This window comes from Quadrisphaera sp. DSM 44207 (assembly GCF_900101335.1).
GTDB lineage: Bacteria > Actinomycetota > Actinomycetes > Actinomycetales > Quadrisphaeraceae > DSM-44207.
The window spans coordinates 547,861-560,044 of the sequence record NZ_FNKA01000003.1; the positions used below are offsets into that span (position 1 = coordinate 547,861).

The window sequence follows — 12,184 nt, forward strand, 5'->3', positions numbered from 1 at the left end:
CGCGACGAGGCGCGTCAGTCCCGCACGTCGTGCTCGACGCCGCCCGACGTGGCGCCCGGCTCGGTGTCCGGCTCGGTGCCGGGGGCCTCGGTGGCCTGCGCCGGGCCGACGCCGGACGGCGTCAGGCCCTCGGCGGCCAGCGCGCGGCCCTCCGCCTCCGCCTGCGCGGCGGCCGCCTCGTCCTCGGGTGCCGCTGCCACCGGCGCGGCGGCCTCCTCGGAGCCGGGCGGTGCCCACTCCTCCGGCACCAGCCACAGCGCGCCCAGCGGCGGCACGCGCAGCTCGGCGGACGCCGGCTGGCCCGACCACGGCTCGGGGCGGGCCTCGACGACGCCCGCGTTGCCGACGCCCGAGCCGCCGTACCCGTCGGAGTCGGTGTTGACGACCTCCCGCCACCGCCCGGCACCGGGCAGGCCCAGGCGGTAGCCCTCGTGCGGGACGCCCGCGAAGTTGACCACGCACACCAGCGGCCGGCCGGAGGCGTCGCGGCGGACGAAGGCGAAGGTGTTGTGGGCGGCGTCGTCCGCGGTGATCCACGAGAAGCCGGCCGGGTCGGTGTCGAGCTCCCACAGCGCGGGCGTCCCGCGGTAGACCCGGTTGAGGTCGGAGACGGCCCGCAGCATGCCGGCGTGCAGCGGCTGGTCGAGCAGCCACCAGTCGAGGCTGCGGGCCTCGGCCCACTCGGCCTCCTGGCCGAACTCCGTGCCCATGAACAGCAGCTGCTTGCCCGGGTGCGCCCACATGAACGCGAGGAAGGCGCGCAGGGTCGCCAGCTGCTGCCAGCGGTCGCCCGGCACCTTGCGCAGCAGCGAGCCCTTGCCGTGCACGACCTCGTCGTGGCTGATGGGCAGCACGTAGTTCTCGCTGTACGCGTACACCATCGCGAACGTCATCTCGTGGTGGTGGTGCTGGCGGTGGATCGGCTCCTCCGCCAGGTAGCGCAGGGAGTCGTGCATCCACCCCATGTTCCACTTCATGCCGAAGCCCAGGCCGCCGGCGTCCGTGGGGCGCGTCACGCCCGGCCAGGCCGTGGACTCCTCGGCGATCGTCACGATGCCCGGCACCCGCCGGTACGCCGTCGCGTTGACCTCCTGGAGGAACTCGATCGCCTCCAGGTGCTCGCGCCCGCCGTAGCGGTTGGGCACCCACTGCCCGTCCGCGCGCGAGTAGTCCAGGTAGAGCATCGAGGCCACGGCGTCCACACGCAGGCCGTCGACGTGGAACTCCTCGAGCCAGTACAGGGCGTTGGCGACGAGGAAGTTGCGCACCTGCGGGCGGCCGTAGTCGAACACCAGCGTCCCCCAGTCGGGGTGCTCGCCCTTGCGCGGGTCCGGGTACTCGTACAGCGGCTCGCCGTCGAAGCGGGCGAGCGCGAAGGCGTCCTTGGGGAAGTGCGCCGGCACCCAGTCCACGATCACGCCGACGCCGGCGCGGTGGAGGCGGTCGACGAGGTAGCGGAAGTCGTCCGGCGTCCCGAAGCGCGCGGTCGGCGCGTAGAAGCCGGTCACCTGGTAGCCCCAGGAGCCGCCGAAGGGGTGCTCGGCGACGGGCAGCAGCTCCACGTGCGTGAAGCCCGTGGCGGTCACGTGCTCGGCGAGGGCGTCGGCGGCCTCCCGGTAGCCCAGCCCCGCCCGCCACGAGCCCAGGTGCACCTCGTAGATGCTCATGGGCGCCTCGTGCGGGTCCGAACGCGTGCGCGAGGCCAGCCACGCCTCGTCCTGCCAGGCGTAGGAGGACTCGGTGACGACGGACGCCGTGGCCGGCGGCACCTCCGAGGCGCGGGCGAGGGGGTCGGCCTTCTCCAGCCACTGGCCGTCCTGGGTCAGCAGCGCGTACTTGTACCGCGTGCCGACGCCCACGCCGGGCACGAACAGCTCCCACACGCCCGAGCTGCCGAGGGCCCGCATCATCGTCGAGCGGCCGTCCCAGCCGTTGAAGTCCCCGATCACGCGCACGGCCCGCGCCCGCGGCGCCCACACCGCGAACGCCGTGCCCGTGACCTCGCCCATGGCGCTGGGGTAGCGGTGCACCCGGGCGCCGAGCACCGTCCACAGCTGCTCGTGGCGGCCCTCGCCGATCAGGTGCAGGTCGAGCTCGCCGATGGTCGGCAGGAACCGGTACGGGTCGTCGACGACGACCGGCCCGCCGCCGGGCGGGGTGACCTCGAGCCGGTAGTCCGGGACCTCGGTGCCCGGCAGCTCCGCCACCCACACGCCCTCGGCCTCGTGCTCGGCAGGACGGCGCGCGCCGTCCTGCGTCAGCAGCACCACCGACTGCGCGAGCGGGCGCAGGGTGCGCACCACCACGGTCCCGCCCTCCACGTGCGGGCCCAGGACGTCGTGCGGCAGCGCGTGCTCGCCGCGACCCAGGGCCCGCAGGGCGTCGGGGTCGGGGGATCGGCGGTCCGCAGCGCTGTGCATGGCGCCACCCTGGCACGGCGCGGCACCCGCTGCCCCGCCATCCGCGGCGGCGTCGTCCCGCGCGCCGGTCGCCCCGGCGCGCGCGGTGAGCAGGCGCTCGACGGCCGCCAGGGGCACGGGCACCCAGTCGGGGCGGTTGCGCGTCTCGTAGACCACCTCGTACAGGGCCTTGTCCAGCTCCAGGGCGTCGAGGAGGGCGCCGTCCTCGCGCGGGTCGCGCCCGGCGACTCCGGCGTACCCGGCGCAGAACGCGTCCCGCGCCGCCGCCGCCCACGCCTGCGCGGCGGCGAGGCGCTCGGGGTCGTCCGTGCCGGCGGTGGCCTGGCGGGCGGCGTAGTCGAAGGAGCGCAGCATGCCGGCGACGTCGCGCAGCGCGAGGTCGGGCAGCGTGCGCTCGGCGAGCGGGCGCAGGGGCTCGCCCTCGAAGTCCAGCAGCACCCACCCGCGGTCGGGCACCGACAGCACCTGGCCCAGGTGGTAGTCACCGTGCACGCGCTGCAGGTCGGGCAGGGACGGCAGCTCACCCAGCGCCGCGACCGCGGCGCGCAGCGCGTCGGCGCGGTCGGCGAGCACCGGCGCCGACTCCAGGGCCCACTCCGCGCGCCGCCGCAGCCCGGCGGCGAGGTCGGCGGCGTCCTGGGCGGTGGCCGGACGGGCGGGCAGCGCGCGCGCGAGCGCCTCGTGCACCTGCGCCGTGGCCGCGCCCAGGTCCCGGGCCTGCCCGGTGAAGTCCCGGCCGGCGGCCACGGCGGCGGTCGCCTCGCGCCAGGCGTCCTGCGCGCCGGCGAGGAACTCCGCGGCGACGGCCAGGTGCCCGCGCACGAGGGCGCCGCTGCCGTCCGGCCAGCGGCCCTCCACCCAGCCGGCGGGGCGCGGCACGCGGTCGGACCCGGCGGCGGCCAGGGCGGCCTGCACCTCGACGTCCGGGTTGTCGCCGGCGTGCAGGGTGCGGAAGACCTTGACGATCACCGGGGGCGCGCCCGCCGGCTCGACGATGATGCTGGTGTTCGACTGCTCCCCGCGCAGCACGCGCGACGGCGACCCCGGCTGTGGGACGGCGCCCTCGCCGCTGCGCACCCCCCGGGCGCCGCCGAGGTCGTCGCCGTCGTCGCGGTCGCCGCCGTCGTCGCGGTCGCTGTCGTCGCGCTCGCGGGCGTCGAGCGCGGTGGCGACGGGGGAGTCCGCGGGCACGCCGAGCGCGCGCACCCGCCCGGCCAGCAGCGCCAGGAGCGCGTCGACGAAGGCGGGGTCGCGCGGGCCGTCGTAGACGTGCCACGTGCGCCCGTCGGCCTCGGCGAGGACCCCGACCAGCGCGGCGTCCGCGCCCTCGTCCGTGCGGGCGACCGCCCGGTGCACCAGCGGCACCTGCACCACCTCGGTGTGCGCCCCGGTCAGCTCGACCACGTGCACGAGGACGACGACGCCGCCGTCCTCGTGCGCGTCCGCGGCGCCGGCGCCGTCCGTGCTGGGCAGCACCAGGCGGCCGACCTGGCGCATCCGCGCCTCGCGACCCTTGGCCGGGTACCAGCGCTGGTGCGGGATCCAGGGGCCGAGGAGGTCGTCGAGGTGGGAACCGGTGCGCGCGGCGCCGGTGCTCATCGCCATGCCGCCACCCTTCCACGCAGGGTCCGGCGTCGCACCGCGTTGATCAGCCGGGGTGACCCGCGGTGGACGGCCGGGGCGACCGCGCCGCGCCGGCGCGCGCGGCGTCCCGACTGGGCGGCGTCGTGCCCGTCCCGCCTGAGCACGGGGGCGCCCAGTGCCCGTAGGAGTAGCACTGGGCGCCCCCGTGCTCACCAGGGGCGGTGAGGGCGCGCGCGGTATCAGCGGGGCGCGCGGTATCAGCGGTGCGAGGGCGCGCGGGGTCAGCGGGCAGGGGTCACCGAGAGCCAGAAGAAGTCGCGCGAGCCCATCGTCATGGTCAGCTGGCCGGTCTCCGGCACGGCCGGGAACCGCGCGCCGCCGAAGAGGTCCCTCAGCCCGGCACCGGCCAGCTCCGCCACGCCGATCGTCGTCGCCTGCGGCGTGGCCGAGAGGTTCGCCACGCACAGCACCGTCTCCGGCGCCTCGGAGCCCGCGCCCGGGGTGCCGGCGTCCATCACCCGCAGGAACGCCAGCACGGCCTCGTTGTCGGTGTCCAGCGGCACGAACTCGCCGAGCCCGAAGACGGGGTGCTGCTTGCGCAGGGCGAGCATGCCGCGCATCCAGTGCAGCAGCGAGGAGGAGACCGACAGCTGGGCCTCGACGTTGACGGTCGCGTAGTGGTGCGCGAGGGACTGGATCACCGGCAGGTACAGCTTGCCCGGGTCGGCGGAGGAGAACCCGGCGTTGCGGTCCGGCGTCCACTGCATGGGCGTGCGCACCGCGTCGCGGTCGGGCAGCCAGATGTTGTCGCCCATGCCGATCTCGTCGCCGTAGTACAGGCACGGGCTGCCGGGCAGCGACAGCAGCAGCGCGTGGATCAGCTCGACCTCCGCGCGGGAGCCGTCGAGCAGCGGCGACAGCCGCCGGCGGATGCCGATGTTGGCGCGCATGCGCGGGTCCGGCGCGTACCAGCCGTACATGGCCGCGCGCTCCTCGGTCGTGACCATCTCGAGCGTCAGCTCGTCGTGGTTGCGCAGGAACGTGCCCCACTGGCCCGACGGCGGGATCCTCGGGGTGTCGGCCAGGATGTCGAGGATCGGCGTCGCCCTGCCCTCGCGCATCGCGTAGTAGATGCGCGGCATCACGGGGAAGTGGAAGCACATGTGGCACTCCGGCTCCTCCTCGGAGCCGTAGTACTCCACGACGTCGCTGGGCCACTGGTTCGCCTCGGCGAGCAGGATCCGCCCCGGGTACTCGTAGTCCACCACCGAGCGCACCCGCTTGAGGAACTCGTGCGTGCGGGGCAGGTTCTCGCAGTTGGTGCCCTCCTCCTCGAACAGGTAGGGCACGGCGTCCAGGCGGAACCCGTCGATGCCGAGGTCGAGCCAGAAGCGGACGACGTCGAGCATGGCGCCGACGACGTCCGGGTTCTCGAAGTTCAGGTCGGGCTGGTGGCTGAAGAAGCGGTGCCAGTAGTACTGGCGGCGCACCGGGTCGAACGTCCAGTTCGAGGTCTCGGTGTCGACGAAGATGATCCGCGCGTCCTGGTACCGGTCGTCGGTGTCGCTCCAGACGTAGAAGTCCCCGTAGGGGCCCTCGGGGTCGGCGCGGCTGGACTGGAACCACGGGTGCTGGTCGCTGGTGTGGTTCATCACCAGGTCGGTGATGACGCGGATCCCGCGCGCGTGGGCCTGCGTGACGAGCTCGGTGAAGTCCGGCAGCGTCCCGAACTCCGGCAGCACCTGGTTGTAGTCGCTGATGTCGTACCCGCCGTCGCGCAGCGGCGAGGCGTAGAACGGCGGGATCCACAGGCAGTCCACGCCGAGCCACTGCAGGTAGTCCAGCTTGCCGAGCAGCCCCGTGAAGTCGCCCGAGCCGGAGCCGTTGGAGTCGGCGAACCCGCGCACGAGGACCTCGTAGAAGACCGCCTTGCGGTACCAGTTCGGGTCGTGGCGCAGGCCGGGGGTGTTCAGGTTCAGACCCTGCACCGGTTCAGCTCCTCTGGGCGGTCGGGGCGGCGGCCTGCCGGGCAGGCGGGACGACGTGGATCACGTGGGCGGAGCGGCCCGGCCCCAGCTCGACGTAGCTGTGCTCGGACCAGGTGTAGGTCTCGCCGGAGAGCAGGTCGCGGGCGGAGAACGCGTCCGACCACTGCAGCCCGAGGGCCGGCATGTCCAGGTGCACCGTCGTGCCCCGGTAGGAGTGCGGGTCGAGGTTGACCGCGACGAGGACGACGTCCTGCACGCCCGTGGGGCAGTGCTCGGCGGGCACGCGCCGGGAGTAGACGAGGAAGGAGTCGTCGTCGGCGCGGTGGAAGACCAGCCCGCGCAGCCGCTGCAGCGCCGGGTGGGCCCGGCGGGCCTCGTTGAGCAGCGTCAGCAGCGGCGCGAGGCTGCGCCCCTGCGCGACGGCGGCCTCGAAGGGGCGCGGCTTGAACTCGTACTTCTCGTTGTCGACCTGCTCCTGGGCGCCGGGGCGGGCGACGTTCTCGACGAGCTCGTAGCCGCTGTAGATGCCGTACGTCGGCACGGCGGTCGCGGCGATCACCGCCCGCAGCGCGAACGCCGCCGGCCCGCCGTACTGCATGGAGGGCGTGAGGATGTCGTGCGTGGTCGGCCAGAAGCTCGGCCGCAGGTGGTCCGCCGTCCCAGGGCGTCCGTCGGGGCCGATCTCGTCGGCGCCGTGCGTGAGCTCCGTGAGGTACTCGGTCAGCTCCTGCCGGGTCTCGCGCCACGTGTAGTACGTGTAGGACTGCGCGAAGCCGACCTTCGCCAGCGCGCTCATCATCGCCGGCTTCGTGAACGCCTCGGAGAGGAACAGCACGTCGGGGTGCTGATCGCGCACCCGCGCGATCAGCCACTCCCAGAACTCCACCGGCTTGGTGTGCGGGTTGTCGACGCGGAAGAGCGTCACCCCGTGCTCGACCCACAGCAGGACGACGCGCAGCACCTCCGCGTACAGGCCCTGCGGGTCGCGGTCGAAGGACAGCGGGTAGATGTCCTGGTACTTCTTCGGCGGGTTCTCCGCGTACGCGATCGTGCCGTCGGCGCGCACGACGAACCACTCCGGGTGCTCCCGCACCCACGGGTGGTCCGGCGAGCACTGCAGCGCCAGGTCCAGGGCCACCTCCAGGCCCAGCTCGCGGGCCCGGGCGACGAAGGCGTCGAAGTCCTCGAAGGTGCCCAGCTCGGGGTGGATCGCGTCGTGGCCGCCGTCGGCCGAGCCGATCGCGTACGGGGAGCCGGGGTCGCCCTCGAGCGCGACGAGGGTGTTGTTGCGGCCCTTGCGGTGCGTGGTGCCGATCGGGTGGATCGGGGTCAGGTACGCCACGTCGAAGCCCATCGCGGCGATCGCGGGCAGCCGCTGCGCGGCGGTGCGCAGCGTGCCGGAGACCCAGCGGCCGCTCTCCTCGTCGAGGCGGGCGCCCTCGGAGCGGGGGAAGAACTCGTACCAGGCGCCCACCAGGGCCCGCTCGCGCTCGACGCGCAGGCGCTGCGCCGGGCCGGCGGTGACCAGCTCGCGCACCGGACGGCGCTGCAGCGCCCCCTGCACCTGCGGGGAGGTGCCGGCGGCCAGGCGCGCCGCGGGCGGCCGGTCGGCGTCGCGCAGGGCCGTGACGGCGTCGCGCAGGCGGGCGGCGTCCTCGGGGTCGCGGCCGGGATCGGCGGCGGCGCGCTCGAGCAGGTTCGCGCCCTCGACGAGCATGAGCTCGGTGTCGACGTCGGCCGCGACCTTGATCGTCGCGTCGTGCTCCCACGTGCCGTACGGGTCGGACCAGCCCTCGACGCGGAAGGTCCAGTCGCCGGGGGCGTCGGGGACCACCCACGCCTCGTAGCGGTCGGTGCCCGGGGCGAGCAGGCGCATGCGCGCGCTCGCGTGCTCGGTGCCGTCGGGGCGCACGAGCACGGCCGTGGCGGCGACGGCGTCGTGGCCCTCGCGGAAGACCGTCGCGCGCACGGGCACCGCCTCGCCGACGACGGCCTTGGCGGGCCAGCGGCCGCAGTCCACGGACGGCGTGGTGCTCAGCACGGGGATGCGCCCGATGGCCGTGCCCGGGGGGAAGGAGCGCCCGTCCGCCGCGCCGTCCGCCGCCCCGTCCGCGGTGCCGGTGCCGGCGCTCGCGCCCTCGACCGCCCGGGCGCGCGAGGCGCGGGTGCGGGTCCCGGCGGCGGGCGCCTGCCCGCCGTCCGCGGCCCTCGCCCTGCGGGTGCGTCGCGCGGGGACCTCCGCCGCCGCCGCGTCGTCCCTGCCCGCTGCGCCCTCGGCTCCGTCGTGCGTGGTCGTGCCCGTGGGTCCCTCGCTCACGGGGGGAGAACCTACCCCGCGCCCCGCCCGACTGTTCTAGGTTCGTCCCTCGTGAGAGCCATCCGCCGCTTCACCGTCCGCACGGTGCTGCCCACCCCCCTCGCTGCCCTCGGCGAGCTCGCGAGCAACCTCCGCTGGTCCTGGCACCCGCCGACCCGCGACCTGTTCGCCGGCCTCGACCCCGCCCGCTGGGACGCCGTCCGCCACGACCCGATCGCCCTGCTCGGCGCCCTGCCGCCGGAGCGGCTGGAGGAGCTCGCGGCCGACGCGGGCACCGTCTCCGCCGTCGAGGCCGCCGCCGCGGACCTGCACCGCTACCTGTCCGAGCCGCGCTGGTACCAGGGCCTGGACGACGCGCCGGCGTCCATCGCGTACTTCTCCCCGGAGTTCGGCATCACCACGGTGCTGCCGCAGTACTCCGGCGGCCTCGGCATCCTCGCCGGGGACCACCTCAAGGCCGCCTCCGACCTCGGCGTCCCGATCGTCGGCGTCGGCCTGCTGTACAAGGCCGGCTACTTCGAGCAGTCCTTCAGCCGCGACGGCTGGCAGACCGAGACCTACCCCGTCCAGGACCCCGACGACCTGCCGCTGGCGCTGCTGCGCGAGGCCGACGGCGCTCCCGCCCTGATCTCGGTGCAGCTGCCCGGCGGGCGCACCCTGGACGCGCACGTGTGGCGGGCCGACGTCGGGCGCGTGCCGCTGCTGCTGCTCGACTCCGACGTGCCGAGCAACGACGAGGCCGCCGCCGGCGTGACCGACCGCCTCTACGGCGGCGGCGGCGAGCACCGCCTGCAGCAGGAGATGCTCCTCGGCATCGGCGGCGTGCGGGCCCTGCGCCTGTGGTCGCGGCTGTCCGGGGCCCCGGACCCGGCCGTGCACCACATGAACGAGGGCCACGCCGGCTTCCTGGGCCTCGAGCGCATCCGCGAGCTGATCGACGCCGGCCTGTCCTTCGACGAAGCCGCCGAGGGCGTGCGCGCCAGCACCGTGTTCACCACGCACACCCCGGTGCCGGCCGGCATCGACCGCTTCGGGCGCGACCAGGTGCAGCGCTTCCTCGGCGAGTCCGGTGTGCTCGGGGCGGTGCCGATGGAGCGCGTGCTCGCCCTGGGCGCCGAGGACTACCCCGGCGGCGAGGCCACGGTGTTCAACATGGCCGTCATGGGCCTGCGCCTGGCCCAGCGCGCCAACGGCGTCTCGCAGCTGCACGGGCACGTGAGCCGGGGCATGTTCTCCGGCCTGTGGCCGGGCTTCGACGAGGAGGAGACGCCCATCACCTCCATCACGAACGGCGTGCACGCGCCGACGTGGGTGGACCGGCGCGTCGGCGACCTGCTGCGCGAGGCCGGCGGCGGGGACGACGTCTCCGACCAGGCCGCGGCGGCGCCGCGCGTGGCGCCGTCCGCCCTGTGGGCCGCGCGGCGCCAGATGCGCGAGCAGCTCGTGCTCGACGCCCGCCGCCGCGTGCGCGCGTCCTGGCTGCGCCGCGGCGCGACGTCCGCGGAGCTGGGCTGGGTCGACGACGTGCTCGACCCGGACGTGCTGACCATCGGCTTCGCCCGGCGCGTGCCGACGTACAAGCGCCTGACCCTGATGCTGCGCGACCCGCAGCGGCTCAAGGCGCTGCTGACGCACCCGACCCGCCCGGTGCAGCTGGTCATCGCCGGGAAGTCGCACCCGGCGGACGACTCGGGCAAGCGGCTGCTGCAGAAGATGGTGCAGTTCGCCGACGAGCACGACGTGCGCCACCGGATCGTGGTGCTGCCGAACTACGACATCGGCATGGCGCAGATCCTCTACCCCGGCTGCGACGTGTGGCTGAACAACCCGCTGCGCCCGCTGGAGGCGTCCGGCACCTCGGGGATGAAGGCGGCGCTGAACGGCTGCCTGAACCTGTCGATCCTCGACGGGTGGTGGGACGAGTGGTTCGACGGCGAGAACGGCTGGGCGATCCCCACCGCGGACGGCGTCGACGACCCCGACCGCCGCGACGAGCTCGAGGCCGCCGCGCTGTACGACCTCGTCGAGACGCAGGTCGCGCCGCGCTTCTACGACCGCGACGAGGACGGGCTGCCCGGGCGGTGGCTGGAGATGGTCGGGCACACGCTGCACACGCTGGCGCCGAAGGTGCAGGCCACGCGCATGGTCTCCCAGTACGTGCAGGAGCTGTACCAGCCGGCGGCGCGCAGCGGCGAGCAGCTGGCGGCGTCGTCCTGGAGCGGGGCGAGGGACCTGGCGCAGTGGAAGCAGCGCGTGCGCGCCGCGTGGCCGGGCGTGCGGGTCGACCACGTGGACTCCAGCGGCCTGGGGGACGTCGCCGAGGTCGGCGAGGTGCTGTGCGTCTCGGCGTACGTCTCCCTCGGCGACCTGTCGCCGCAGGACGTCGACGTGCAGGTCGTGCACGGGCGCGTCACGGAGGCCGACGAGCTGGTCGACACGGCGCAGCAGTCGCTCGACGTCGCCGAGGCGTACGAGGACGGGCGCTACCAGTTCGCCGGCGAGGTCGTGCTGCGGCGCACCGGGCCGTTCGGGTACACGGTGCGGGTGCTGCCGCGCCACGACGGGGCCGCCGGCCCGGCGCACACGGCGCTGGTCACGAACGCCTGAGGACCCCCCCGGTCCGGCGCGGCCCCGGTCCCCTCGAGGGGACTGGGGCCGCGTGCGTTGCTGCTGCGAGGCCGCGTTGCCGCTCAGATGCCGAGCAGAAGGGTCCCTCGGAGCCGTCCGCCGCGGCATCTGAGCGGCAACGCGGCACGTGGAAGGCAACGACGTCTAGGAGCGGATGCCTCACGCCTGTGGACGGCTGCAGCGACGCGCCGCTCACCCGATCGAGACTGCCGGTCTGCGAGCGGGCCGGCCGGACGACGTGGAGCTGCCCCTGGTCTTCACCACGGCCGAAGCGCTCGAGGCCGGGTGGACGCGCCACGAGGTCACCGGCCGCGTCCGCCGCGGGGACTGGGTGCGCCTGCGCTCCGGAGCCTTCTGCCTGGCAGAGCGGTGGCGGGCCTCGGACGCATCAGGCCGTCATGTCCTGGGAGCTGTCGCGGTGGCGAGGTGCCGCGACGGCGCGGTCCTCAGCCACCTGTCCGCGGCCGCCCGGTGGGGCTGGCCCCTCCCGCCGGGTGGTGACCAGCCGTCCTGGCTCACCACTGCGCCGGGGCCCGCGACCAGGACGGTGCGGCTCGAGCGGCTGCGGGTCGAGGTCGCCGACCTCGGGGCCCCGGAGGTGGTGCCGGCCGTCGCAGCGCGCGTGTCGGTGACCTCGCGCGCCCGCACGGTCGCGGACTGCCTGCGCCACCTGCCCGCACCGGACGCCGTGGCCGTCGCTGACGCCGCCGTGGCGGCGGGCCTGTCGCGGGCGGACCTGGACGAGGCGCCGAGGCGGCAGACCGGATGGCCCTACGCCGAGCGGGCGCGGGGACGCGTGCGGCTCGTCGATCCCCGCCGGGAGTCCTGGCTCGAGTCCTGGTCCGTGGTGAGGCTCCACGAGCGCGGAGTGCCGCTGCCGGAGCCCCAGGCCGTGGTGCACGACCGGCGCGGCCGCTTCCTCGCCCGGGTGGACTGGTGGTGGCCGCAGCACGGAGTCGTCGGGGAGGCGGACGGGCGGGTGAAGTACCGGCGGGCCGGGATCCGCACCCCCGAGGACGCCGACCGGCTCCTGCGGGAGGAGAAGGGGCGCGAGGACCGCCTGCGGGACGCGGGGCTGGAGGTCGTGCGCTACGGCACGCGCGACGCCGACGGAGGGATCGAGGAGCTCCTCGACCGCGTCGGCCGGGCCCTGGCGCGGGGTGACCCCGCACGCGTGCACGGCCGCATCACGCCGACGCCCCTGCCCCGCTGGTGGTGAGGGCCGGCAGAGCTCGGACGACGCGCGG

At 75.2% G+C, this 12,184-nt stretch carries 5 protein-coding genes; 2 read left to right on the forward strand and 3 right to left on the reverse strand.

Annotated features, from left to right (window positions below; translation table 11 throughout):
- Nucleotides 1-14: 14 nt before the first annotated feature.
- The 3 genes from glgB to BLS82_RS12960 all read right to left on the reverse strand — a co-directional run bounded on the left by glgB (nt 15) and on the right by BLS82_RS12960 (nt 8,048).
- The gene (glgB, locus tag BLS82_RS12950) at nt 15-4,025 is read right to left on the reverse strand and encodes a 1,4-alpha-glucan branching protein GlgB (protein WP_218123890.1); all 4,011 of its coding nucleotides are present in this window, start codon (nt 4,023-4,025) and stop codon (nt 15-17) included.
- A gap of 260 nt (nt 4,026-4,285) precedes the next feature.
- On the reverse strand, nt 4,286-5,992 hold the full coding sequence (gene treS, locus BLS82_RS12955; RefSeq protein WP_092866535.1) for a maltose alpha-D-glucosyltransferase: 1,707 nt from the start codon (nt 5,990-5,992) through the stop codon (nt 4,286-4,288).
- Nucleotides 5,993-5,996: 4 nt separating this feature from the next.
- Complete coding sequence (locus BLS82_RS12960) at nt 5,997-8,048, reverse strand: alpha-1,4-glucan--maltose-1-phosphate maltosyltransferase (RefSeq protein WP_218123946.1); 2,052 nt, start codon at nt 8,046-8,048, stop codon at nt 5,997-5,999.
- Between the two features lie 312 nt (nt 8,049-8,360).
- Between BLS82_RS12960 and glgP the strand changes: the two genes are divergently transcribed.
- Together glgP and BLS82_RS12970 are read left to right on the forward strand one after the other, a co-directional pair.
- A complete protein-coding gene (gene glgP / locus BLS82_RS12965) occupies nt 8,361-10,916 on the forward strand; it encodes an alpha-glucan family phosphorylase (protein WP_092866539.1) in 2,556 nt (851 codons plus the stop codon).
- A 259-nt stretch (nt 10,917-11,175) separates the two neighbouring features.
- Nucleotides 11,176-12,156 carry a type IV toxin-antitoxin system AbiEi family antitoxin domain-containing protein gene (locus BLS82_RS12970; protein WP_143028859.1) on the forward strand — a complete coding sequence of 327 codons (981 nt, stop codon included), beginning with the start codon at nt 11,176-11,178 and terminating at the stop codon, nt 12,154-12,156.
- The last annotated feature ends 28 nt before the right edge of the window (nt 12,157-12,184 follow it).